Consider the following 25767-nt stretch of genomic DNA (forward strand, 5'->3'; position numbering starts at 1 on the left):
TATAGGGGTGTAAGTTGTTTTACTTACAAACAAAAACGAGGAGGGGTACGATGAACAAAGAATTCCTATCAGCAAGCTTAAAGCTTACTGCGATTAACCCGGTGACGGAGAAAAAAACAACGGTGACGTTGAATGATTTAACTCAGGATGCGCCAGTAGAGGATGTTGAGGCTGTTCGCAATGCACTGCAAAGTGTGATTGAGGAGCCAATCGCAACGGTAGAAGCGGTTCACACATTCGCGTTCGCGTAAATATTGTCAGATAAAGATGCTTAAGTGAAAAGAAGGGTGGTATACACAATGGAAGAAACAAATAATTTAGAATTGTTATTCAAAGACGAAGCAGGATCAAACAAAAAGGTCACACTTCGTAACCCTAAGCTGGGCCTGACAGCACAAGAGGCTCAAGCAGCATTGGACGCAATTGCTGGCGCTGAAATCTTTGTTAATGAGAATGGTGATGCTTACGCGCAAGCAGTAGGAGCTCGCTACGTTCGTCGTACGGTTGAAGACATTTACGCTGCTTAATCGCAGCGCACCCCCAATGCCTCGCTATAGTTATTAGCGGGGCTTATTTTTTTGCGAAAAAGGAGGAAAAGGCATGTCTGTGATTGAATTAGGTAGTTTGGCTGGGGCAATGATTACGGTAATAACGCTCATCTCGAAGATGATTAGTTTAATTACTTCGATTCAAAATCTAATTAACCGCCTAGATACGATGCAAACAGAGCTGGAAGCGAATAAGCATGGTTTAAGTGATTTAACCCAACGGGTCAATAACCATGATGTGAAGCTTCATACCTTAGAGGTGGAACAGATGTCGTTGTCGAATCAAGTAAAGGAGCTGGCCTCTTATGCGTTTAACTAATCGAACGTATGATTTACTGAAGTGGTTTGTCTTAGTGGTTTTACCAGCTGTGGCGGTACTTTTCCAAGGTTTGGGAGAGTTGTATAGCTATGCGGATGTGGAAATACTCGTTTCGACCATTAACTTATTCGCCGTTTTTCTCGGGACGATCTTACAAATTTCAAGTAAATATTACAATGGAGGTGACGGGAATGGCCACAGTACAGTCGTTGCTTAAAGTCGCGCAAAGTTATATTGGTGTGAGTGAGGGGACGAACACCTTCAATAATTTAATTGCAGCCTATAATTCAATACGCCCCATCCCGATGGGGTATCAGGTCAAGTTGACTGATGATTGGTGTGACGTGTTTGTAACGGTTGTTTCCGATCAGGCTGGGATGAGTGATTTGATTGGGCGAGAGTGTGGTGTCCAACGTCATATCAACATCTTCAAAGCGAAAGGGATTTGGTTAGGAAGACAGTTCCCTAAAGCGGGTGACATTATTACTTTTGATTGGGATGGGAATGGTTGGGCTGATCACATTGGGTTTGTGGAGTCGGTGGAGAATAACCAAGTGAAGACCATTGAAGGCAATAGCCAAGCCAAAGTGAAGCGGAATACTTTTCAATGGAATGACAAGCGCATCCTGGGCTACGCCCGACCGAAGTATCAAGTCGTTGGTGAAGTGAAGAAGACCATTGATGAGTTGGTTCAAGAAGTCATCGCAGGGAAATGGGGTGTCGGTCAAGCAAGAATGGCTCAACTTGCTGCTACAGGTTATGACTTTAACCTTGTGCAAAGTAAGGTCAATCAAGTCTTAGTTGATAAAAGTCAGGTGTCGACAGAAGTAGTATCAGAATCCGCTTTGACGTATCAAGGTGCTCAGTTATCGAAAGCACATCTAGATAAGTTACTCGCCTTATCAAAGCAGTATCAAATTTTACCAAGTTTGCTTATTGTTATGTTGCATTTTGAAGGGGTTTGGGGTCAGTCCAATGTCGCAAAATTAGATCATAATTGGGGTGGAATGACCTGGTCAGCCAGCTATGTCGGTAACCCTGATATTAAGAAAGCAAAAGGCAGTCCACGTCCTAAGAGCGAAGGTGGTTACTATCTTCGCTATGCATCGGTGGAGGATTTCTTTGAAGACTGGATATATTTACTGAGACCCGGTGGGATATATAAAGTAAGTGGCCAAAGGAACTTCAAGGATGCAGTCAAAGGACTGTTTCAGGAGGGTGGATCTATGTATGACTATGCTGCTTTAGGTTACACGAAGTACTTAGAACGCATGGAAGCAAGAAGAGTTGGGATAGATAAAGCCAATCCGGGCGTCTTGAAGAAGTTAGATGCAGACTGGTTTGCTGGAAGTGAAGGAAATGAGAAAGTGATTGTATCGACCGATGCGACCACTTGGCAGACCGGTGAGCGGATAGCAACTTGGGTCAAAGGCAAGGCTTTTGATGTATTAGAAACGAAAGAAGTAATGCAAAAAGCTTTTCTATTAGCGGATAATGGGACCGTGTTAGGTTGGCTATTAGGGTCAGATGTGTTGAGTGCTTAATTGAAATAGGAAGAACTTCTCGCGATTGCGGGAAGTTTTTTTATTTGAGATTATTTCGCATTTAAATGAAATTTAATTGATGGGACAAGGATCGTTTTTTTCCTGTGAATGTCTTATTTCTATGAATCATGAGAATGTTGGGACAATAAAATTGTAAGCGGTATGATAAAGCCTATAATGGGTTTAGAGAATCATTTCAATGATTTCAAGAAGTCACAAGTTTTAAGGAATTTGACGATTAAAGAGGGGTGAAGTAGATGGGTATATCACATAAGCTACTAAGAAAAGCATTGATGCCGATGGCTTTTGTAATGATTGATCAGACAAGCCAGAAAGTATTCATAGCAGCCTCTGTCTTTAGAGTGGGGACAAATATATCTGCACCCACAGATAATTTCCGTCGTCATGGCATAAGTGTAGCCGTTGACCCGATGACGGGTCACTTAGGTGAGGGTGCTATGATTCCAACCGATGGTACAGTGACTTGGCATGGGGGCCCACCCTGATAACGGGGTTCAAAAAAAGGGCCTAATTATTCCCCATTGCGACGATGCATTGATGAAAGAGTAATTTATAAATACCTAAAAAATAGTCCTGTCTTCAGTCGAAGCCAGGGCTGTTTTTCTATTCAATGATCTATATTTCATACTATTCATAAGTTAATTTAAATCCTGCTTCGTAGTAATTACCATCACCATTTTGGTAAGCGTAACTTTCTCCTGAGACTTCAGATAGAAAGTCTTCATCTTGATCAAACGTTAGTTTTGATAAGACATCTTTAATACGTTAAGCAGTATTCAATCGCCAGTCTTCATAAGGGCCTAATACTTGATTGTTATTCTATCTTTAAAGAATAGACCATCAGAAGATTCTAGAACTCCAACGGTTGTAACTCCGATACGAGGACCATCTTCAATATCATAAAATAGTAATTGCACAAACTCTCGTAAATCGAAACATCCTCGATGACTTGTTGACGGTATTTTTCATCGGCATCATTTGATCCTCTATCTCTTCCCATTCAATAGCGTCTAATTGCGCTTCTTTTGCTAAGGCGAATGCTTCTTCAACTTTTCTATCGAGAAATGTAACTGAACATAGGCCAATCATACTATTCCTCCTATAATTTAGAGCGCTCACTCTAACTCTATTTCAGAAATGATATGGAGAGAATACAAATTTATTATCTTGTGTTTGCTTACTCTAATTTAGCGAGGAGCATTTTGAAAAGTAAATCTGTTGTGAAATAACCCCAGACCCTTTAAGATAAAATTATATAGAGTGAGACACATTTAAAAAAGGGGGATTTGTGATGAAAAAATATTACTTGCACCAGATTCCTATAAGGGAAGTTTGACAGCGTTAGAAGTGTGCCAAGCGATGGAAACTGGGATTCGGCGGGTCTTGCCGGAAGTTGAGTTGGTTCAATTACCTATGGCAGATGGTGGTGAAGGGACTGTACAATCTTTAGTTGATGCGACCAAGGGCAAACTATTAAAGGCAGAAGTGACAGGACCTTTAGGTGAAGCGGTTGAGGCTCACTTCGGCATACTGGGTGATGGTGTAACCGGCGTCATAGAGATGGCGGAAGCGAGCGGTTTGAACCATGTAAATTCAGTAACTCAAAACCCCCTTGTGACAACGACTTACGGAACGGGCGAATTGATAAAATTATTAATTGAAGCGGGAATTACTAAGATCATATTAGGATTAGGTGGATCAGCTACAAATGATGGCGGTGCTGGGATGGCACAAGCGTTAGGATACGAACTGATTGACTTCAATGGATCGGTCATTGGCTTTGGTGGAGGCGCCTTAGACAAACTTGATAATATTTTGACTGAAAAGGTTCATCCTAAATTAAAGGACGTTTCCTTTATCGTTGCTTCTGATGTGACGAATCCATTATGTGGACCCAATGGGGCTACCAGCGTATTCGGTCCACAAAAAGGGGCATCTTTGGAAGATGTAGATATTTTAGAGGCGAATTTGAAACATTATTCACGAGTCATCGAGCGAAGTCTCGGACATGAAGTGATGGATATACCTGGATCCGGTGCAGCGGGTGGCTTGGGAGCAGGGCTCTTGGCTTTTACCCAAGCAGAGATGAAGCGTGGCATTGACATTGTACTCGAATATTCAGGCTTTAAAGAGAAGGCCAAGGGAGTAGATGTGTGCTTTACAGGCGAAGGTGCGATGGATTTTCAAACGAAATTTGGTAAGACACCTCACGGTGTTGCGAAAGCGATGAAAGAAATTAATCCAGATGCAAAAGTGATTGCTGTCGTTGGTAAAGTTGGTGAAGATATTGAGGAACTATATCCCGAAGGGATTGACGCCGTGTTTCCAACGGCTGCTGGAGCAAGTTCTTTGGAAGAGTTGATTGAGAAGGCTTCGGAGAATGTCAGTCGGACGGTGGAGAATATTGTAAGGGTAATGGGGTAGAGAAGAAAAAAGAGTTTGAATTAAACAAAGATTCAAAAGAGGTAAACAAAAATATAAAAGCCCTTACAAAAAGTTCTTGACATCGACGGGAAATATTTTATAATGAAAATATGAAACGTTTCAAATTACGAGGAGGCAGTTAAATGTTATATGGGGCAATTGAGGCAGGGGGCACAAAATTTGTTTGTGCAGTTGGAAATGAAAAGTATGAAACTGTAGATAAAATTAGTATAGAAACAAGTCAGCCTGAAGAAACATTCGAACAGGTCATAAACTTTTTTAACAAGTATTCAGATGAGATGACTAGTATTGGGATTGGGTCATTTGGACCAATTAATAATGACATGAATTCATCAAAGTATGGATATATTACGAATACTCCCAAGCTATTATGGAAAGATTTTGATTTTTTAGGTACACTAAAATCATCATTTAATATCCCTATGTACTGGACAACTGATGTTAATGCTTCTGCAAATGGTGAGTATCACTTTGGATCAGGGAAAGATTTAACGAGCATTGTGTATATTACAATCGGGACTGGTGTTGGTGGAGGTGCTATCCAGAATGGGGAATACATTGGTGGTGCCTCACATCCAGAGATGGGGCATATGATTGTACATCCATACGATGACAAAGCAGAAAAAGGGATTTGTCCTTATCATGATTTTTGCTTAGAAGGCTTAGCTTGTGGACCAGCCATAGAACATCGAACTGGGGTTAAAGGGAAAGATTTAGATTCTGACAGTAAAGAATGGGATATTGAAGCATACTATATTGCGCAAGCAGTGTATAATATAACTTATATCCTTCGACCTGAACGAGTGATCTTAGGTGGAGGAGTTATGCACAAAGAAATGTTGCTAGAGAAAGTTCAGCTTAAGTATCAAGAATTAGCTGGCGATTATCTCGAGATTGATGATATTAAAAAGTATATTGTCTTACCAGAATTAGGTGATGAAGCTGCTATTAAAGGCTGTTACCAATTAGCGGAGAGGGCAATAAGTATGAAATGAGAGAAGGGTAACCATGGCAACGATGAAGGATGTAGCAAAACTAGCAGGCGTTAGTGTGGGTAGTGTGAGTAATGTATTTAATGGTGTTAAAGTTAAGAAATCGACTTATGATAAGGTGATTTCAGCGGTGAAAGAATTGGATTATGAAACGAATAACTTGGCTAGAAGTTTTAAATTAAATCATACGAACACAATCGCTCTAATTGTGCCCACTATATGGCATCCATTCTTCTCTTCGATTGTTTTTCATTTAGAAGAGATTGCTGAAAAAAATGGTTATCATGTCTTTTTATGTAATTCAAATGGGAGTGCGGATAATGAGCTAAGCTATATAAAAATGCTAAGAAAGAACAAGGTAGATGGAATTATCGCAATAACATATACAGATATAGATTCATATGTAGAAGGATCGCTTCCTTTTGTGAGTATTGACCGACATTTCAAAGATGATATAAGTATCGTATCAAGTGACAACTTTGAAGGTGGAAAATTAGCGGCTAAAAAATTAAGTGAAAAAGGAGCAAAAACGCTGCTATTCGTAGGATCTCATAACCTACGCGCGAATGAGACAACAAAAAGACGGTTAGGGTTTGAAACATATTGTATAGAGAATCATATCGATTATTATATAATTGATCTTTTGGAACCACATAATAATTTCACAAAAGATTTGAAGGTTCTGATGGAAGAGCATCCAGAAATTGACGGTATCTTTGCGATTAATGATTATGTTGGATTGGATATAATAGACACTTTAAAGCAACTCGGCAAAGAAATTCTAGTGGATTATCAATTAATTGGTTTTGACGGTATTAAAATGAGTAGAGAAAGAGGTTATCTAGTATCAACAATCGTTCAACCAGTGGAAGAGATTGCTCACCAAGCTTTTGAAATTTTGATTAAACAAATTAATAATCCAGAATATAGTGAACAAAAAATTCTACCAATTAAATTTGCGGAAGGAGGAACGACATATTAAAAATAGATATTTCTCTAAGCAAAAATGAAACGTTTCAAATTAAGGAGTGAAAATAGTGACGCAAGTAAAACAAGTAAATAATAAACAGAGATTTATGACGAAGTTAAAAAATCAAAAATATTTACTAATGTTACTCATACCATCTGTTTTGATTACATTAGTGTTTAAATATTTTCCAATGTATGGAATCACTTTAGCTTTTAAAGACTACAATCCTATTTTAGGAATTGCAGGTAGTCAGTGGGTCGGCCTTGAACATTTTAGAGATTTTTTAACATCGCCTAATTTCATGAGATTACTAGAAAATTCGTTAAAACTTTCAATTTATGGTCTTCTATGGGGATTTTTCCCACCAATAATAATTGCTCTAATGCTAAATCAAATCATGTCAGAAAAAATAAAAAGTACATTACAAACGATACTGTATATGCCCAATTTTATTTCGACGGTTATCATCGTCGGGATTATATTCTTACTCTTTTCATCGTCAGGACCGATCGTTTCAATTTTAGAATCAATTGGAATAAATGTTCCAAACTTTTTAACTAATCCAGGTTCATTCCGGTCGTTATATATTATTTCAGGAATTTGGCAAGGAATGGGATGGGCGTCACTGCTTTATACAGCCGTGTTATCTGGAATCCCACCAGAGCTATACGAAGCAGCTGATATTGATGGCGCAACCATTTGGCAAAAAATATTATATATTGAATTACCTACAATGAGGCCATTAATCATCATTAATCTGATTTTATCAGTGGGAGGTATTATGAATATTGGTTATGAGAAAGCATATCTAATGCAAACCAGCTTAAACCTTCCAGCATCAGAAATCATTGATACTTATGTGTATAAAGTTGGTTTACAATCGGGAGATTATTCATACTCAACCGCAGTGGGATTATTTAATACAGTGATCAATTTAATACTATTAATAACAACAACATTAATTGTGAATAGTATCAATAGAAGAAAGGAGATTAAATAATGAAAACCTTTACATATGAAGGAAAAGATAGTTTTTTTAAAATTATCAACACAATCCTATTGTTGTTAGTTGTGATATCAATCGTTTTACCTGTCGTTTACATTATAGCAGCAAGTTTCATGAATCCGACAGTGTTAATAAATGAAGGGATTAGTTTTGATGCTAATGATTGGACAGTTGAAGGATACTTAAGAGTATTAGCTGATTCTTCAATCATCCGAGGTTTTATTAATTCATTTTTATACTCACTTGGCTTTGGTCTGATGAATGTATTAGTGACGATGTCAGCAGCCTATCCAATGAGCCGTAAAGATTTATTATTTAAAAAACCACTTATCGCTTTTTTTGTTATTACTATGTTTTTTGGTGGGGGACTTGTTCCAACATATCTACTTATTAGAAATCTCGGTATGTTAGATACACCATGGGCATTGATATTACCAGGAAGCTTGTCGGTATCACATTTATTGCTTGCCACTGTTTTTGTTAGAGGCTTACCTGATGAAATGATGGAATCCGCAAAAATCGATGGTGCAAATGACATACAGATTTTTATAAAAATGATATTACCATTAAGTAAACCGATTATGTTCGTAATATTTCTATACTCATTTGTAGGAATGTGGAATAGTTACTTTGATGCTATGATTTACATAAGTAGTCCGGAATTAGAACCGTTACAACTGGTATTGCGAAGAATTCTCGTACAAAATCAACCCCAATCTAATATGATTGGAGCGCAAACAGCAATGGCAGAGATGCAAAAAATTGCAGAACTTATTAAATATGCAACCATCGTTGTTTCAAGTGCGCCATTGTTAATTATGTTTCCATTCTTCCAAAAATACTTTGAAGAAGGCGTTATACAAGGATCTATTAAAGGTTAAAACTAAAAATACATTATATCTTATACGATATATGAAAGGAAAAAATTATGAAGAAAAAACACTTTACTTTAGGAGCTACATTAATGGCAGCCACATTGGTATTAGCAGGCTGTGGTAACGGTGGTGCATCAGAAACATCGTCTGAAGATTATGAATTAGCAAACGTTGAATTTCCAGTACAAGAAGATGTCACTTTACACTTAATGACAAACTCATCGCCACTAGCGCCATCTGATCCAAACGAAAAATTAATTTTCCAACGTTTAGAAGAAGAAACGGGAGTACATATTGAGTGGAATAATATTGTTGATGATTATGCTGAACAACGTAACTTAGCGATTGCTGCTGGGGATTTACCAGACGGAATGTTCAACTCTGCAGCAAGTGATCAAGAGTTATTATCATGGGCAGAGGATGGTGTCATCATTCCAGTCAATGATTTAGTCGATGAATATATGCCAAATCTAAAAGCTATCTATGAAGAGTACCCAGAATACAAAGCTTTGGCAACTGCTCCAGACGGTAATATGTACTCATTCCCTTGGATTGAGGAACTTGGAGAAGGAAAAGAGTCAATCCATACGGTTAATGGAATGGCCTGGATTAATGTTGAATGGTTAGATAATTTAGGGCTTGAAATGCCGCAAACAACAGATGAATTAATGACAGTGTTGGAAGCGTTTAAAAACGAAGATCCAAACGGAAATGGTGAAGCAGATGAAATTCCATTAAGTTTCATCGATTCACCAGGAAATGAAGACTTTAAAATCTTGATGGCCGCATTTGGAGGTGATGGAGATAATGATAATCATTTAGTTGTGAATAATGATCAAACCTTAAACTTTACTGCTGATGATGAAGCATACCGAGAAGGAATTGAATACTTTAGTGAACTATATCAAAAAGGCTTAATTGACCAAGAAGCTTTCGAACATGATTGGAATGCATATGTATCTAAAGGAAACGATCACAGATATGGTGTGTACTTTACATGGGATAAAGCAAACGTAACTGGCTTTAATGATAGTTATGATGTATTACCTGTTTTAGAAGGACCAAATGGAGATAAAAAAATCACAAGAACAAATAATTTTGGTTTCCAAAGAGGTCGTTTCGTTGTCACTAGTGCGAACCAGAATTTAGAATTGACAGCAAAATGGGTTGATAAGATGTACGAACCACTGCAATCAATTCAAAATAACTGGGGAACTTATGGTGATGAAGAGCAACAAAATATCTTTGAATTAGGTACTAACGAAAATGGCGACCCAATGTTACAGCATAAAGATCTAGAAGGTACTGCACCTGGGGAATTAAGACAAAGAACTGAAGCGGGTGGTCCATTAGCTGTACTTGATGAATATTACGACGTATATACAACATCACCTGATGATGCTCAGTGGAGATTAGATTTAATGCACGAGCATTACTTAGATTATATTGAGAATGATTATAACTACCCTCAAATATTTATGAACAATGAAGATTCAGCTAGAGCTGATCAAATATTGGCAGATTTAAATCCGTATGTCGAGCAAATGCGAGCTGAATGGATTATTGGTGGTATATCAGATGAAGAATGGAATACATATTTAGAAGAATTAGAAAGATTAAATCTACCAGAATTAATGGAAATTTATGAAAGAAATTACGAACAATACATGAGCAACACGGAGGACTAATAATGAATTTATTAGAGAAAGCGAATGTGTTTATCTCAGAAAATAAACACAAAATTGTAGAACAATTTAGACCAGAATTTCATTTAGCACCAGAGTATGGGTGGATGAATGATCCAAATGGTTTTGTATATTTCAAAGGCGAATATCATTTATTCTATCAATCAAACCCGTATGACAGTAAATGGGATACGATGCACTGGGGACATGCGAAATCAAAAGACTTAATAGAATGGGAACATCTTCCTGTTGCCTTAGCACCGGACCAACCGTACGATAAGAACGGTTGTTTCTCCGGGTCAGCCATTGTTATTGAAGATGAATTAGTCCTCATGTACACAGGTGTTACTGAGGACAATGGGACAGTCAGTCAAGTTCAATGTATCGCAACATCAAAAGATGGGATTACGTTTGAGAAACATATTAATAATCCAGTTATTGATCAAGCAAATCTTGGAGAATTAGGTACAACCGTTGACTTTAGAGACCCTAAAGTATTTAAACGAGGTGATACTTTTTATTCAGTTGTCGCTTCAAAAACATTGGGTAAAGAGAAGACACAAGGACAAATCTTTGTATTCACGTCCAATGACCTAGTGCATTGGTCTGAAGCTTCTGTTCTTCTTGAAGGAAGTGACAAATTGGGTAATATTTGGGAGTGTCCAGATTTAATTGAATTGGATGGAACTGATGTCTTGATTTTAAGTCCAATGAATATGCCTCAAGAAGGTACACAATACCAAAACATAAACTCTTCTATAGCGATATTAGGTAAAATGGATTGGGATAATTTATCTTTTGAAGCAGCTGAATATCAAGAAATTGATCAAGGTTTAGATTACTATGCTCCACAAACTTGTCTAGATGATCAAGGACGACGAATTATTGTTGCGTGGCAGCAAATGTGGGGAAGAACGGATATACGAGACCAGAAAAATCACGGTTGGTCTGGGCTAATGACTTTACCAAGAGTTTTATCAATTCAAAATGGAAAATTAATCCAAACTATTCCATCTGAATTTTATGAACGATTAACTCCAGTGTATGAAGAACATGATATAAGCAACAAACTCAAGATTAAACAAAGTGACTTTGATTACATTAAAATCGAAACAGAAAAAGATTTAGAAGAGTTATCAGTAACTGTTGGTAATGAAAGTGGCGAATACTTCTCAATTAGCCTTAAGGAAGAACTATTATCAATATCAAGAGAGAATGTTAACCCAGAAATAGAAGGTGAAGAAGGTTATAATCATAGCCGAAAAATGGTGATCAGTAATCTAAAAGTTTTAGAAATACTAGTTGATTCTTCATCAATTGAAATCTTTGCTAATGGGAAGACTATGAGTAATACGGTTTACTTTAATGATGTGATTAATACGATAGAGATTAACAGCCAAACGAATGAAATTAAACAAGTAACTTTAAGTAAAATCAACTAATTGCTTGTAGCTTAACAATTATATAAATTGCAAAGGAGTCCTTAAAGTGGTAGAAATTAATTTATCGAGCATTTATAAGAAATATGATAATGCTGAAAACTATTCTGTAACTGATTTTAACTTAGATATTTTGGATAATGAATTCATTGTGTTTGTCGGTCCATCAGGATGTGGGAAATCAACAACCTTACGAATGATTGCAGGTTTAGAAGAAATTACTGATGGTGAATTGTACATTGATGGCAATATGGTTAATGATACTCCACCTAAAGATCGAGACATAGCAATGGTATTTCAAAACTATGCACTATATCCACATATGTCTGTATTTGATAACATGGCTTTTGGATTGAAGCTTAAAAAGACACCAAAGAATGAAATTAAAGAACGAGTGGAGCATGCGGCGGAACTACTACAAATCACTGATTTACTTGATAGAAAGCCTGCAGCTCTTTCAGGTGGGCAGCGACAACGTGTTGCTTTAGGTCGTTCTGTAGTGAGAGATCCAAAAGTATTTTTAATGGATGAACCACTATCAAACTTAGACGCTAAGCTTCGTGTTCATATGAGAAAAGAAATTGCGAAATTACATAATGAATTAAACGCAACAATGATTTACGTGACGCATGATCAAACTGAAGCAATGACTTTAGCGGACCGAATTGTCATTATGAATGCGGGTGTCATCCAACAAATTGGAACACCGTTTGAAGTGTACAATTCACCAAATAATGCTTTTGTAGCTAGCTTTATGGGTTCACCAGCGATGAATATTGTTGAACTAACTTACCAAAACGGGAAAGTCATAGATCATAATGGTTTAGTGTTACAGGTGAATAAACCTATGAGAGACTTATTAGATAAACAAGGCTATGATGGTAAAGAAATCTTATTTGGTATACGACCTGAAGATATTCAAACAGAACAAGTTGCCTTAGATGCATCTGAATCTATTCTTAAACCTAAAGTATTAGTTTCTGAATTAACTGGAGCAGAATCTATATTATATCTAGATGTTTTTGGAACAGAGTATATAGCAGTCGTTGATTCGCGTGATTACCACGAAGCAGGTAGTACTTTAGAAGTATCATTTAATATGAACAAAGCACACTTTTTTGATAAAGAGACTGGTAATGTAATTAAATAAAAGAGTGGTTTCATAAGAACACGGCAAGCTAAGTTAAATTAGTTTCTGTGTTCTTTTTTGCATTTAATTTATTAAAGCGCTTCCTAACATGCTATAATAAAACTATATAATATATTTATACCAAAACACATAATGGACAGTAGCATTGATTAAGAGATTGATGAAATTGATATTGGTATTTATTTTTTCATTTTTACGGGAGAAGTTGGGCCTGATCAGTCACTTGAAGAGTAGCGAGAAGAAGCTATTAGACTTTATAAGGGGGGTACATAGAATTATACATATGAGTAAGTTGAGGCATATATGAGTAAACAAGAAGCAGAGACCCTAGCAACAGGGACAGTGAAATCTTATAAGGGTTATGATTACGGAATAGCTGGAGATCAATCCCATGCGCATGGACTTAGTATGGCAGAATATATTGATAATTACTTAGAAAGTAACGCAGATGATAGTAATGGATATGTTCATGTGAAGGGTTTTAGGCATCAAAATAATTTAAAAACAACTGTGATAACAGTCACGCATCCTGAAACGGACGAGGAGATTTTAGTAGTACCTTATCCTTGGACAGAGTGGTAATTAGTAGAGTTCAATCATAGAAAGGAAGCAAGATAACATGGACGTAAGGAAAGAAGCACTTAGATTAAGCGAGGAACTAGGCGGGAAGATTGAAGTTAATCCTAAAGTATCCATTACAAATATGGAAGAATTATCCGTAGCATACACACCAGGTGTGGCGGCAGTTAGTTCAGCGATTGCGGAGAATAAAGAAGATGTCTATAAATATACAACGAAACGTAATTTAGTCGCAGTTGTCACTGATGGATCAGCTGTATTAGGACTAGGAAATATCGGACCTGAAGCTGCGATTCCAGTGATGGAAGGGAAAGCTGCTTTATTCAAAGCGTTCGCAGATGTGGACGCTGTTCCCATTTCATTAGATACACAAGATGTTGAAGAGATTATCTCACATGTTAAAGCAATTGCTCCTTCTTTTGGTGGAATTAACTTAGAAGATATTTCTGCACCGCGTTGTTTTGAAATTGAAAGACGTTTGAAAGAAGAATTGGATATCCCAGTATTCCACGATGACCAACATGGGACAGCGATTGTCGTATTAGGTGCTTTATACAATGCATTGAAAGTTGCTGATAAGAAAATAGAGTCAGCAAAAATCGTTATCAATGGTGGTGGATCTGCCGGAACGGCAATTGCTAAGAAAATGTTAGCCGCAGGTGCTAAAAATGTTATCGTCTGTGATATCGATGGTATGATTGCTGAAGATGATCCTGCTTTAGATGAGCGTCACAAAGACTTAGCTAGTTTAACAAACCCTGATAACTTGAAAGGGGATTTACAAGAAGCTGTGAAAGATGCGGATGTTTTCATTGGTGTGTCAGCGCCAGGCGTGTTGAAGAAAGAATGGATTGCAACGATGAATGAAAAGCCGATTATCTTCGCAATGGCGAACCCAACACCAGAAATCATGCCGGATGAAGCGAAGGAAGGTGGCGCATTTATCGTCGCAACGGGGCGTAGCGATTTCCCTAACCAAATTAATAACGTTCTAGCTTTCCCTGGTATTTTTCGTGGAGCTTTAGATGCACGCGCAAGTGATATTACAGATGAAATGCAAATTGCGGCAGCTCAAGGAATTGCGAGTGTGATTCCAGAATCAGAGTTAAGTGTGGATAATATTATTCCAGATGTCTTTAACCCCAAAGTAGCAGAAGTCGTTGCGGACAGTGTTCACAATGCGACAAAATAATCGAAGATAAAGTGAGTGGTTGAATTTCTAGAGAGATTGATTAATTAAAAGAGGGGCAGTGCGTCAACACTGTCCCTCGTGTTTTTATTCAAACGGTAATTTGTAATCTGACCAGCCTAGTTCATCACGAATAGCAATCATTTCTTGTTGAACCCCTTCATTTAGAGGCAGACCGGTATCTTTGCGTTCTAACCACACGAGATGTTCTTTTTCACCGGCAGTATAAATGCGTTCTTCACCTGGTGCTACTTCTGAATTTCTTAAGGCTCTTAAGATATCCCCAGCAGTTTTTTTGAAGCTATCTAAACCAACAAAGGCTTCTGTATCAATAGCAATAAAGAAATGTCCTAGATGGAATTTTTGTTTCTCGCCATTTTCACCAATACCTGATAACATATGCAAGAAATTTCCTTGTTGAAGGGCAGCTGATAGTACTTCTACAAAGGTTGCATAACCATATCCTTTATAACCGGCAAGTTCTTCACCGATACCACCAAGTGGCGCCAGAGCCGCTTGACCATTGACTAGTGCTTCAAGGATTTCAGGCGAGTCCGTCATTGCTTTTCCGTCGCGACCAATCACCATTCCGGCTGGAGTATCTTGACCAATGCGCGCGTAATATTCAATTTTTCCACGTTGACTAATTGAAGTCGCACAATCTAATGAAAATGGAAAATCCTCATCGGTTGGGAAACCGAGTGTGAGTGGGTTTGTACCTAAAATATTCTCAACCCCAAAAGTAGGCGCAATTGAAGGGCGCGCATTCGTCCCAGTCATGCCGATACAACCTGCTTTTGCGGCCATATCTGTATAATAACCCGCAATTCCGTAGTGAGTTGAGTTTCGAACCGCAACCATACCCATTCCGAACTCTTTCGCTTTATCGATCGCCATCTGCATGGCTTTATAACCAATCACTTGTCCCATACCATCATGTCCATCAACAACTGCTGTTGTCGGTGTTTCACGAACAACTTCAAAATTCGTCTCCGGATGTTGAATACCTGCCTTAATTCGATCAAGATAAATTGGTTTAAAGCGGTTTACCCCATGTGATTCAATCCCTTTGCGATCAGACGCAAGCAATACATCGGTACAAATATCCGCATCTTCTTCTGGAATCCCATAAGCCATAAAGACATCTTTAACAAACTTCGTTACCCAATCCCATTCGACAGTAAAAGATTGACTCATTTTCTATTCCTCCTAGTAATTTTAACCGGTTTTGTAAACGTTTCCTGATACTTTAAAATTAGCATATTCAAGTTTAAATAACAAGTAAATTATAAATAATATTTATAAAAATGCAAAAACTTTATAAATGTAGAAACATAGGATACGCCAGCTCACTTACCTGAGCTAGCGAATCAAAGTCAACTTCGCCAGCTCGCTCACTTGAGCTAGCGAATCCATATCAACTTCACCAGCTCACTTACCTGAGCTAGTGAATCCATATCAACTTCACCAGCTCGCGCATCTGAGCTGGCGAATTCAAGACAACTTCACCAGCTCACTTACCTGAGCTAGCGAATCCAAGTCAACTTCACTAGCTCGCTCACTTGAGCTGGCGAATCCCACTTCACATCTCCACATTTACAATTTATCTCTACAAACATGTCCGATTTCTCTAGGAAACCATATAACCTATGTCCGTTTGTTTTCTTTTTTTCTTACTTCAAAAAATAATTTAAAAAAAACTATACGTTAAATTGTGAGCTATATAAGACAAGTAGTATATGGCGTTTTGTAGCGTTACTAAGTATTTAAGCGACGTATTTTTTTCGGATTTACGTTAAATTTACAATTATTTTTTTATTTACACAAAATTTTCATTAAATTTACTTAAAATTTACATTCGTCTAGTATTATCTATTTCAGAAACAAAAGTAAAACAAACATAGATATGTCTGTTTTGATTTGTTTTGTTTGAAACTGTAAAGGAGTAGTGAAGCGTGGCTAAAATTAATTTGAGTCATATTTATAAAGACTATAGTGATGATGTTCGTGCAGTAACTGACTTTCATTTAGAAATTGATGATGAGGAATTTATTGTTCTGGTGGGACCATCAGGATGTGGGAAATCAACAACACTTAGAATGATTGCGGGACTTGAAGATATTTCTTCTGGAGAGGTTCTAATTGATGGGCGTAAACAGAATGAATTACATCCTAAAGAACGCGACATCGCAATGGTATTCCAAAATTACGCTTTATATCCACATATGACTGTCTTTGATAATTTAGCATTTGGATTAAAAATGCGTAACGAAAGCAAACAAGATATTCAGCACCGCGTTGAAGAAGCTGCAGAGATTCTAGATATTCATGAATACTTAGATCGTAAGCCAGCGGAATTATCAGGAGGGCAACGCCAGCGTGTGGCATTGGGGCGAGCGATTGTACGTGAACCAAAAGTATTCTTAATGGATGAGCCGTTATCAAACTTAGACGCTAAATTAAGATTTCATACACGTGCTGAGATTACAAAATTACACCGTCGTTTAGGCGTTACAACGATCTATGTTACCCATGATCAAACAGAAGCGATGTCAATGGCAACGCGTATTGTCGTTATGAACCGTGGACTAATTCAACAAATTGGGACACCTAAAGAGATTTATATGAAACCAAATAATATTTTCGTTGGCCAATTTATTGGTTCACCAGCGATGAACTTTGTTCCATTAGGTTATGATGGACAGAATTTTAACTTAGGTGAGAATTCATTGAACTTACCCCAAGAATTAAAGCATGATTTAGATATTGAAGAGTACGGATCTAGACGAGACGTAATTCTAGGAATTCGACCTGAAACTATGGAAGTCTTAGAAGAAGGTATGGATACAAGTAATTACTTTGTATTCGAACAAGAAATTGTTAACGCTGAATTAATGGGATCAGAAACACTCATCTATATTGATATAGACGGGCATACACTAATCTCAAAGGTGCAATCAATGGAAGATTTCTTTGAAGGCGATACGATTCGTTTTGGTGTCCCTTATGAAAAATTACATTTCTTTGATAAAGAAACTGAATTACGTATCCCAGTAGGCGAGCGAGAAGAGGTTGTTATTTAATGCATAGTATAGAAAGAATGAGTGATCGAGGGGTGGAGATAGGATGGTAGAGAAGCGCGTCGTTTACAACGGTGAACTTCGTTCTCAAGAAGAGCTTGATGCTTATTATAAACCAGTTAAAAAGTCATTTTGGAAACGAATCTTACAACATAAAATTTTTTATTTAATGATTTTGCCTTGTTTGATTCATTATACAGTTTTCTCGTATTGGCCAATGGCTGGAAATATCTTAGCATTTAAAGAGTTTGGTTTTAATACTGGAATGTTTGGTGGCGACTGGGTTGGATTTAAATATTTTGAGCAGTTTTTCAATGACCCAAGAAGTATGTTGTATGTTCGTAATACATTAGTGATTAGTTCAATGAAATTATTCCTATACTTACCGTTTCCAATTATGTTGGCTTTGATGTTTAACGAAGTGAAGCAACCAAGGTTAAGAGATACGCTTCAAACAGTCACATACTTACCTTACTTTATATCATGGGTTGTTGTGATTGGTTTGATGAACGCTTTACTTGCTCCAAATACTGGTTTACTCAATCAAGTGATTGCGAACTTAGGTGGTGATGGCAGTAAGTTTTGGATGATGGATCGAACATTATTCTATCCGTTAACTTTCTTGAGTTATTTATGGAAGGAAGTTGGTTGGGATTCAATTATTTACTTCTCAGCAATTGTTGCTATTTCACCGTCATTATTTGAAGCAGCTGCGATTGATGGTGCAGGTAAACTTCGTCAAATGTGGCATGTTACGATTCCAGGGATTCGTGGAACGATTATCTTATTATTCATTATGTCGCTAGGGAGCATTTTATCAGCAGGTTTCGATCAAGTATTCTTGATGCAAAATCCAGGAAATGCGGACGTGTCAGAAATTATTGATACTTATGTTGTTCGAACAGGTTTACAAGGAGGCCAATTTGGTTACTCTACGGCAATTAGTTTGATGCAAGGTTTAGTCGGCTTAGTTTTAACAGTAATTGTAAATCATATTGCAGATAAGAAATTTGATAGTGCAGTTTGGTAAATTTATATACAATTTTAGGAGGAAAATACATATGAAAAACATTTTAAAGAAAGCTTTAGTCACATTAACTGCTTCAATGACATTAGTTTCGCCACTTTTAACTCAAGCGCCAGCGGTATTAGCGCAAGAAACGGAATCAGAAAACTTTATTGCTGATCGTACGATTACTGGGTTAATTTTCCAATCAGCAGGGGATGCATCTGTTGAGATTCCACAAGAAATCTTAGATGAAATTAAACGTCAAACAGGTGTAACTTTTGAGTTACAAACTGTGACAAGTGATGACTCAATTACAGCTTTAGCCGCTGGATTAGCTGCAGGTGACTTACCTGATTTTATTGCCTATTACTTAAACGATTCAGGTCGTCCAGAAATGCAATTTTTATTAAAGGCAGCGAATGAAGGGCAATTCCATGATTTAACACCTTTAATGCAACAAGAAGGGTTAGAAGTTTATAACAAATATCTTGAAGAAGGTTACTTACCAGTAGATACACAAGAAAATATTATGTTCCGTAACGAATGGGGTGGAGCATCTTACTTAATGCACATGGCTATCCAACGTGAGGGAGCACAAAAACCAGTAAACCCACAAATCGGAGGTCTATATATTCGTTCAGATATTGCTGAAGATTTAGGTGTAGAGTATGACGAAATCAATACATCAGAAGAATTACATGCTTTAGGTCAAGAAATTCAAGCCGCTGGATATACGGACGACAACGGCGTGCCAGTAACACCATTTGGTCCAACTGTTTGGGGTGGTTCAGAACGCCCTTGGTTATATCAAGATTTAATGTGGACTGGTTCAACAGGCGAGCCATTCATGGAAGATGAAGAAGGAAACATCTTACATGAAGCACAATCACCAGTTTTAATGGAACGTGTGAACCAAGTACATAAATATATGGCTGAAGGTTTAATGACACAAGAATATTACACAATGAATGAAACACGGGCACAAGAAGGTGTGATTAATGGATCATTCGGTATTGTGACAGATATTCACTCATACCGTCCTGAAATTTCAGATTTATCATATATTCCATTAGGTGACTTACAACGTGCTGATGGAACAGATGATATGGTTGTTAGCTACAAATCAGGTTACGCTGGATGGTCAATTCCAAGTACAACTGAAAACCCTGAAGAAGTGATGCAATTTGCTGATTGGATGGCAAGTCGAGAAGGAAAATTATTATACTTTTACGGAATTGAAGGTCGCGACTACGAATTAGATGAAAATGGTAACCCACAAGTGTTTCCAGAAGTGGTTGAAGAATTTGATACAAATCCAGAATTAGCTAAATTACGTGGTTTCCGTGGAGTACGTTCATTCTGGGGTGAGCACTTAGGTTATACAGATATGGATAACATGGCTGACTTTGGTGAAGCTAACTGGGGAGATAATGTTCGAGCAGAAGATGAAACAGATATTGCTGGTAAACAAATTGAAGAGTTAGTAAATTATGATGAGCAATTTGAAAATGCACGTGTTGAAGATGGACTTTCTGTTCAGTCATATTTATTCGAATTTGAAGGTGACGAAGGAACATTAGCAACAGCATTAGCACGTTACCAAGAAGACGTCTTACGTATGTATTACGCAGGTAGCACAGAAGGCGCACAACAAATTTTAGATGAAACTTTGTCTAACTTAGAAGCAGCTGGCTTAAATGAATTCATTGACTTTGTTGAACAAAAACGTGCTGACGGTGACGTTGTTCGATTCTAATAAATTATAAAATTTAAGTGGGAAAGATCACCGTCTTTCCCGCTTTACTTTAAAGGAGGTATTCGATTGGAAAGTAAAAGTTTACAAGGTCCAAAATGGGCAAGAGTATTGAATATCACACTTCTTATTATATTTGCTGTGATGATTCTTATTCCTTTCTTACATGTATTAGCAGTTTCTTTTAATGAGGGAACGGATGCCCAACGCGGTGGAATTGGCTTTTGGCCAAGAATGTGGACCCTTGATAATTACTTGGAAGTATTTAAGCAAGATAATTTATTAAATGGTCTATTAATTTCAATATTTAGAACAGTCGTGGGTACAGTATTTGGTGTTGGGTTAATGTCAATGGCGGCGTATGCTTTGACAGTAAAAACACTTCCAGGTCGTAGTTTCTTCACTTTCTTTATCTTTTTCACGATGTTGTTTGGTGGGGGACAAGTTCCTTATTACTTAGTATTAAGTGAGTTAGGTTTAACAGGGTCTGTTTGGGTTTATATTATACCTGGTTTATATGGAACGATGAATATTTTGCTATTACGGACGCAATTTCAACAACTGCCTTATAGTGTTATTGAATCTGCACGTATTGATGGCAGTAGTGAGTTTTATATTTTTAGAAAGTTAATTCTTCCGATGAGTACACCGGTTCTGGCAACTGTTACGTTATTTACGGCGGTAGGGCATTGGAATGATTGGTTTGCTGGAACGTTTTATGTTCGTGATGCAAACTTGAAACCACTTGCCACTTTACTTCAAGAGATGTTAACGCAACAAAATGCACTGGCAGATATTTTACTTCGATCAACAGGTGCTCAATCATATTCAGCACTAGATCAAGTAAGTATTACAGGGCAGTCATTACAAATGGCAACAATTATTGTTGTGCTGTTACCGATGCTGTTGACGTATCCTTTTGTTCAAAAATATTTTGTGCGAGGAATCACAGTAGGTTCAATTAAAGAGTAGAGGAGTACAGGATGAGATTAAGATATAGAGAAGATAATACATTTAAAATTGTACAATTAACTGATTTGCACATCGGTTCTAAGCCTTATGACGATGATGATTACAAAACGTTTAAGTTAATTGACGAAGCATTTACTAAATTGGATGCAGACTTGATTGTCTTGACTGGAGATTTAATGTGGAGTCACGGTGTACCAAATGCGATGGAAGTTTACCGAGAATTATTGGAACGCTTTAACCAATATGATGTGCCAATTGCCATCACTTATGGGAATCATGATTCAGAAGATGAGTTTGTTCGCTCAGATATGCGTAAGATGGAAGAAATTTTACATCATCACGTGCCTAAGTCTAACTCAATGATTGTTAGAGACCGTGAAAGTTATACAGTTGAAATTTTTGATTCAGAAGGTAGAAACGTCCAAAGTGTCTTGTATTTATTTGATACAGGATCTGATGCACCGCTTCCTGTTGGAATTTATGATTGGGTTCAACCAGAACAAGTGACATGGTTTAACCGTATTTCAAAATATTATCCAAGTCATGAAGGACGTAAAAATGATTTAGTGTTCCAACACATTCCTTTACCAGAATATTGGGAAGCAGCTAAGCAAATTGAATCTGGTGAATGTAATGAAACGAATGACATGATTTCAGCACCGTATATTAATACAGGGCTATTTGCCTCATTGTATATGAATGGTCAAGTTGGCGGTGTATTCTGCGGGCACGATCATGATAATAACTTCGTTGGTTTACATCACGGTATTCGTCTTGTTTATGGACAAGTGAGTGGTTATCAATGTTACGGAGACTTGCCACGTGGAGCGCGAATTGTTGAACTAGTAAATAATAAAATGACAACTTATACGAAAACTCAAGCAGAATTTTAAAGGAGATAGAAAGATAATGAATATTCAACCTCGCATCAACCAGATAGGAGAATGGTTATTTCGGTTAACCATATTAAATTTTTTATGGATTGGCTTTGCCCTTTTAGGCCTAGGATTTTTAGGAATATTCCCAGCAACCAGTGCACTATTTGCGGTGATTAGACAGTATCGTTTAGATCATAAGAAAATTAAGTTAAGGCATGAATTTATTCATTATTATAAAAAAGACTTTGTTCAAGCTAATCTGATTGGTTATATCTTCGTCTTTTTGATGAGTGTCAGTTGGATTGATTACCGTTATCTTTTAAGTACTCAAAATTATTGGGTTGTTTCGTTATCAATGTTGTTTTTGCTTGCAACTCTAGTCATCATTTTTGCAAGCTTCTTAGTATTTGCATTGTTTGTACATTTTGAATTGCCCTTATTCAAGACAATTATGAATCCTTTCCGGTTTATGATTAACCATTTAAGACGCAGTATCTTAACAATCGTGCTGCTGTTGGTTTGGGGTAGCTTTGTTCGTCACTTGCCTGGTGTGATTCCGTTTTTAAGTGTGAGTGTGTCAGTGTTTATTTTGAGTCGCATGGTTGAGCCAATTCTTATGCCAACGAAGGAAAAAGAGCGTGTAAATCAAACAAATTATGTGATGAAGCAAGAGGACATGTTGTATTATTAAAATGAATTGTAGAATGCGGGTGGGTTATGAATGAAGAAAACTTAGGAAAACAGCCTGACACCAACGTGCCGGTGTTTAGACGGCTGTTCTTCCCTTTAGTAATTGAGCAATTATTCGGAATGCTTCTTGGAAGTATCGATGTCTTAATGTTAAGTCAGTATAGTGATGCTTCTGTCGCAGCGACAGGTTTATCCAATCAGTTAATAAATGTAGGCTTAATGATCTTAGGAATCGCTTCTTTAGGGAGTGGTATTCTTCTAATGCAGACGGCCGGAACAAGACAAAATTCAGAAGTAAATTTAATTATTCGACATGGCGTCTATTTAAATGTGCATATATCTCTAGCTATGGCAGCGGTGTTTTTAATCTTTGGGCAGCAATTATTGCGTTGGATTCAAACGCCTGAGGAGATACTAGGTAGCGCCTATAGTTATTTAGCGATTGTATCAGTAAGTCTGATTTTCCAATCAGTGATGACTAGTTTTGGCTCTGTCTTTAGAAGTTTTACATATGTTCGGATTGTGATGGTTGTTTCAATACTAACAAACTTATTAAGTATTTTAGGGAATTATACCGTTCTATTTACACCCATTGGTCTGTTTGGCGAAGGGATTCACGGTGTAGCTAATTCAACCTTATTCGCGAGATTTATCGGAATGTTATTGCTTATTATCGCTTTTTATTACTTATTACCGAAGCATCGTGCGGCCTTTTCAACATTGAGAATGGATAGCGTTACTGTAAAAACCGTTATGAAACTTGGATTTCCATCTGCATTAGAAAACATCTCTTATACGACATCGCAGACAATTATTACAGGTATCATCGCTTCTTTTGGTACAATGATGGTAACAAGTAAAATTTATACACAAAACATAACGGGTTTGGTCTTTACAGTTGCGGCTGCGATTTCGCAAGCTAATCAAATTATTATCGGGCGTTTTATTGGTTTAAAACAAAAAGACCAAGCACGTGACTATACTGTCAAACTATTAATAAAATCGATGGCTTTTGCATTTGTGCTCTCAACTTCATTAGCACTCGTCAGTCATTGGATAGTAAATTGGTTAACGGATGATCCAGTAATTCGCAGCAGTGTGATACAGCTGATTTGGTTAAGTATATTGCTTGAACCAGGACGGTTAAGTAATGAAATATTAATTGGTGCATTGAATACAGCAGGAGACGTTAAGTTTCCAACCATGATTTCGATTCTTTCGACGTTCTTATTCACTGTTCCAATGAGTTATGTTGTTGGAATTCATTTTGGATTTGGTTTAGTTGGCGTGTGGATTATTTTCATTCTTGATGAATGGGTGCGTGCAGTGGTGTTATTCATTCGTTGGATGCGTTCTAGTTGGCAAAGTATTGAGCTATTCTAGAACTGTTGTAAAAAATGTAGAGTAAAGTAGTGATATATATGAAACAAAATATTAGCGTGAAGTATCAGCGACACGAGTTTATTTTAAATCGAGTAAAAGAAGACGGGAAAATTTATGTGACTGAGTTAGCGAAAGAACTTGATATCACACCCGAAACACTGCGACGTGATTTGACTGAACTTGAAGAAGAGAACGAACTTGTTCGAATTCATGGTGGTGCAGTGCCGGCTCCTAAAAGTGAAGGAATAGAGTTAGAATTTCGTAAGAAGATGGTACTAATGAGTGAAGAAAAGAAACGTGTAGCTAGACGTGCCGCAAAGGAAATTAGAAGTGGGATGACCATTGGTGCTGACGTCGGAACCTCAATCATGTACATTCCAGACATGTTAGAAGATATTGAAAACCTAACTGTAATTACTAACTCATTAGCAACAGCCATTCGCTTCAACAAGGCAATTGAAGAGGAGCGAGTACAAGGGCAAGTCATTGTTCTTCCGGGAACTACCAATCCATTTCAATCATCAATTAAAGGAAGCTATACCGTTGATTTCTTAAAGCAATTCTCTTTAGATTTAAGTTTTATCTCATGCGGTGGGATAAGCAAATCCGCAATTTATGATTATGACTTGGAAGAGTCTCTCGTTTCAAGAACTTTCATTCAGATGAGTCAGGAAAATATTACTTTATTGGATCACAGTAAAATTGATCAACGTCAACTGATTGAGATATGCCCAGTAACAATGATAGATATGTTTATATGTGATGCTCCTAAACCGGCGAGCCTAATTAATGTGTCCGGTGAGTGGGTTACAGCATAAAATTATTATAAATAAATAGCTTAATATAACGAGGAGGAGTATTTCTGGTTGTGCTAGGCTATTTTTTGTGATGATAGTGCGGGATTCGCCAGTTCGAGAGGCTGAGCTGGTGAATGCGAGGGAACTACACCAGCGCCCGCACCTGAGCTAGCGAATCCAAGTCAACTTCGCCAGCTCGCGCATCTGTGCTGGCGAATCAATATCAACTTCACCAGCTCACTTACCTGAGCTAGCGAATCCAGGCGAACTTCGCCAGCTCCCGCACCTGAGCTAGCGAATTCAAGACAACTTCACCAGCTCACTTACCTGAGCTAGCGAATCCAAGCGAACTTCATCAGCTCGCGAAATGGAGCTGGTGAATCACCTCAACTTCCCGACCCAACCCCGAAAAGCACAACAAAAGCGACAAAGTATGGCTCTTC

General features: G+C 37.5%; 26 protein-coding genes. 24 read left to right on the forward strand and 2 right to left on the reverse strand.

Annotated elements, in window-relative coordinates:
* The first annotated feature begins 14 nt into the window (after nucleotides 1–14).
* The 6 genes from HW423_RS07345 (at nucleotide 15) to HW423_RS07365 (ending at nucleotide 2917) form a co-directional block, all read left to right on the forward strand.
* Nucleotides 15–251, forward strand: a complete 237-nt coding sequence (locus tag HW423_RS07345) for a DUF1659 domain-containing protein (RefSeq protein ID WP_218931288.1) — start codon at nucleotides 15–17, stop codon at nucleotides 249–251.
* 48 nt (nucleotides 252–299) lie between these two features.
* On the forward strand, nucleotides 300–527 hold the full coding sequence (locus tag HW423_RS07350) for a DUF2922 domain-containing protein (RefSeq protein WP_138405218.1): 228 nt from the start codon (nucleotides 300–302) through the stop codon (nucleotides 525–527).
* 73 nt (nucleotides 528–600) lie between these two features.
* Nucleotides 601–867 (forward strand): hypothetical protein, encoded by a 267-nt coding sequence (locus HW423_RS07355; protein WP_218931289.1) that lies wholly within the window; start codon nucleotides 601–603, stop codon nucleotides 865–867.
* Nucleotides 854–1084: a phage holin gene (locus HW423_RS11165; RefSeq protein WP_235956391.1), complete on the forward strand. Its 231-nt coding sequence runs from the start codon at nucleotides 854–856 to the stop codon at nucleotides 1082–1084. Before HW423_RS07355 ends, HW423_RS11165 begins: the two co-directional genes overlap by 14 nt.
* Nucleotides 1059–2411 (forward strand): CHAP domain-containing protein, encoded by a 1353-nt coding sequence (locus HW423_RS07360; protein ID WP_235956392.1) that lies wholly within the window; start codon nucleotides 1059–1061, stop codon nucleotides 2409–2411. The genes HW423_RS11165 and HW423_RS07360 overlap by 26 nt, the downstream gene beginning before the upstream one ends.
* Before the next feature lie 257 nt (nucleotides 2412–2668).
* A complete protein-coding gene (locus HW423_RS07365; RefSeq protein WP_218931291.1) occupies nucleotides 2669–2917 on the forward strand; it encodes a hypothetical protein in 249 nt (82 codons plus the stop codon).
* A gap of 412 nt (nucleotides 2918–3329) precedes the next feature.
* On the opposite strand, the gene HW423_RS07370 is transcribed toward HW423_RS07365, so the two are convergent.
* Nucleotides 3330–3521 carry a hypothetical protein gene (locus HW423_RS07370; protein ID WP_218931292.1) on the reverse strand — a complete coding sequence of 64 codons (192 nt, stop codon included), beginning with the start codon at nucleotides 3519–3521 and terminating at the stop codon, nucleotides 3330–3332.
* Between the two features lie 195 nt (nucleotides 3522–3716).
* Between HW423_RS07370 and HW423_RS07375 the strand changes: the two genes are divergently transcribed.
* From HW423_RS07375 to HW423_RS07420, 10 genes are all read left to right on the forward strand, one after another.
* Nucleotides 3717–4856, forward strand: coding sequence for a glycerate kinase (locus HW423_RS07375; RefSeq protein WP_218931311.1), 1140 nt, complete (start codon nucleotides 3717–3719; stop codon nucleotides 4854–4856).
* A gap of 143 nt (nucleotides 4857–4999) precedes the next feature.
* Complete coding sequence (locus tag HW423_RS07380) at nucleotides 5000–5872, forward strand: ROK family protein (RefSeq protein ID WP_218931293.1); 873 nt, start codon at nucleotides 5000–5002, stop codon at nucleotides 5870–5872.
* Between the two features lie 13 nt (nucleotides 5873–5885).
* Nucleotides 5886–6851, forward strand: coding sequence for a LacI family DNA-binding transcriptional regulator (locus HW423_RS07385; protein ID WP_218931294.1), 966 nt, complete (start codon nucleotides 5886–5888; stop codon nucleotides 6849–6851).
* A gap of 94 nt (nucleotides 6852–6945) precedes the next feature.
* Entirely contained in the window at nucleotides 6946–7839 is an 894-nt protein-coding gene (locus HW423_RS07390) for an ABC transporter permease (RefSeq protein ID WP_218931312.1), read from the forward strand.
* The gene (locus HW423_RS07395; RefSeq protein WP_218931295.1) at nucleotides 7839–8726 is read left to right on the forward strand and encodes a carbohydrate ABC transporter permease; all 888 of its coding nucleotides are present in this window, start codon (nucleotides 7839–7841) and stop codon (nucleotides 8724–8726) included. Before HW423_RS07390 ends, HW423_RS07395 begins: the two co-directional genes overlap by 1 nt.
* Nucleotides 8727–8773: 47 nt before the next feature.
* Nucleotides 8774–10408, forward strand: a complete 1635-nt coding sequence (locus tag HW423_RS07400) for a type 2 periplasmic-binding domain-containing protein (RefSeq protein WP_218931296.1) — start codon at nucleotides 8774–8776, stop codon at nucleotides 10406–10408.
* A 2-nt stretch (nucleotides 10409–10410) separates the two neighbouring features.
* The gene (locus HW423_RS07405) at nucleotides 10411–11847 is read left to right on the forward strand and encodes a glycoside hydrolase family 32 protein (RefSeq protein WP_218931297.1); all 1437 of its coding nucleotides are present in this window, start codon (nucleotides 10411–10413) and stop codon (nucleotides 11845–11847) included.
* A 46-nt stretch (nucleotides 11848–11893) separates the two neighbouring features.
* Entirely contained in the window at nucleotides 11894–12994 is a 1101-nt protein-coding gene (locus HW423_RS07410) for an ABC transporter ATP-binding protein (protein ID WP_218931298.1), read from the forward strand.
* 303 nt (nucleotides 12995–13297) lie between these two features.
* Nucleotides 13298–13576: a hypothetical protein gene (locus HW423_RS07415; protein WP_218931299.1), complete on the forward strand. Its 279-nt coding sequence runs from the start codon at nucleotides 13298–13300 to the stop codon at nucleotides 13574–13576.
* A 37-nt stretch (nucleotides 13577–13613) separates the two neighbouring features.
* Nucleotides 13614–14765: an NAD(P)-dependent malic enzyme gene (locus tag HW423_RS07420; RefSeq protein WP_218931300.1), complete on the forward strand. Its 1152-nt coding sequence runs from the start codon at nucleotides 13614–13616 to the stop codon at nucleotides 14763–14765.
* 84 nt (nucleotides 14766–14849) lie between these two features.
* Here HW423_RS07420 and HW423_RS07425 read toward each other — a convergent pair whose 3' ends face one another.
* Nucleotides 14850–15959 (reverse strand): Ldh family oxidoreductase, encoded by a 1110-nt coding sequence (locus HW423_RS07425; RefSeq protein WP_218931301.1) that lies wholly within the window; start codon nucleotides 15957–15959, stop codon nucleotides 14850–14852.
* Nucleotides 15960–16717: 758 nt separating this feature from the next.
* On the opposite strand from HW423_RS07425, the gene HW423_RS07430 reads away from it, so the two are divergent.
* The 8 genes from HW423_RS07430 to HW423_RS07465 all read left to right on the forward strand — a co-directional run bounded on the left by HW423_RS07430 (nucleotide 16718) and on the right by HW423_RS07465 (nucleotide 25345).
* Nucleotides 16718–17845 carry an ABC transporter ATP-binding protein gene (locus HW423_RS07430; protein ID WP_218931302.1) on the forward strand — a complete coding sequence of 376 codons (1128 nt, stop codon included), beginning with the start codon at nucleotides 16718–16720 and terminating at the stop codon, nucleotides 17843–17845.
* Between the two features lie 43 nt (nucleotides 17846–17888).
* The gene (locus HW423_RS07435) at nucleotides 17889–18872 is read left to right on the forward strand and encodes an ABC transporter permease (protein WP_218931303.1); all 984 of its coding nucleotides are present in this window, start codon (nucleotides 17889–17891) and stop codon (nucleotides 18870–18872) included.
* A 31-nt stretch (nucleotides 18873–18903) separates the two neighbouring features.
* A complete protein-coding gene (locus HW423_RS07440) occupies nucleotides 18904–20607 on the forward strand; it encodes an extracellular solute-binding protein (RefSeq protein ID WP_218931304.1) in 1704 nt (567 codons plus the stop codon).
* 66 nt (nucleotides 20608–20673) lie between these two features.
* The gene (locus HW423_RS07445) at nucleotides 20674–21576 is read left to right on the forward strand and encodes a carbohydrate ABC transporter permease (protein ID WP_218931305.1); all 903 of its coding nucleotides are present in this window, start codon (nucleotides 20674–20676) and stop codon (nucleotides 21574–21576) included.
* Between the two features lie 11 nt (nucleotides 21577–21587).
* Nucleotides 21588–22469 (forward strand): metallophosphoesterase family protein, encoded by an 882-nt coding sequence (locus HW423_RS07450; protein WP_218931306.1) that lies wholly within the window; start codon nucleotides 21588–21590, stop codon nucleotides 22467–22469.
* Nucleotides 22470–22485: 16 nt separating this feature from the next.
* Complete coding sequence (locus HW423_RS07455; protein WP_218931307.1) at nucleotides 22486–23145, forward strand: YesL family protein; 660 nt, start codon at nucleotides 22486–22488, stop codon at nucleotides 23143–23145.
* Between the two features lie 26 nt (nucleotides 23146–23171).
* Nucleotides 23172–24527 (forward strand): MATE family efflux transporter, encoded by a 1356-nt coding sequence (locus HW423_RS07460; RefSeq protein WP_218931308.1) that lies wholly within the window; start codon nucleotides 23172–23174, stop codon nucleotides 24525–24527.
* 38 nt (nucleotides 24528–24565) lie between these two features.
* Nucleotides 24566–25345 (forward strand): DeoR/GlpR family DNA-binding transcription regulator, encoded by a 780-nt coding sequence (locus HW423_RS07465; protein ID WP_218931309.1) that lies wholly within the window; start codon nucleotides 24566–24568, stop codon nucleotides 25343–25345.
* Nucleotides 25346–25767: the final 422 nt, after the last annotated feature.

The organism is Ruoffia halotolerans (assembly GCF_014049385.1).
Classification (GTDB): domain Bacteria; phylum Bacillota; class Bacilli; order Lactobacillales; family Aerococcaceae; genus Ruoffia; species Ruoffia halotolerans.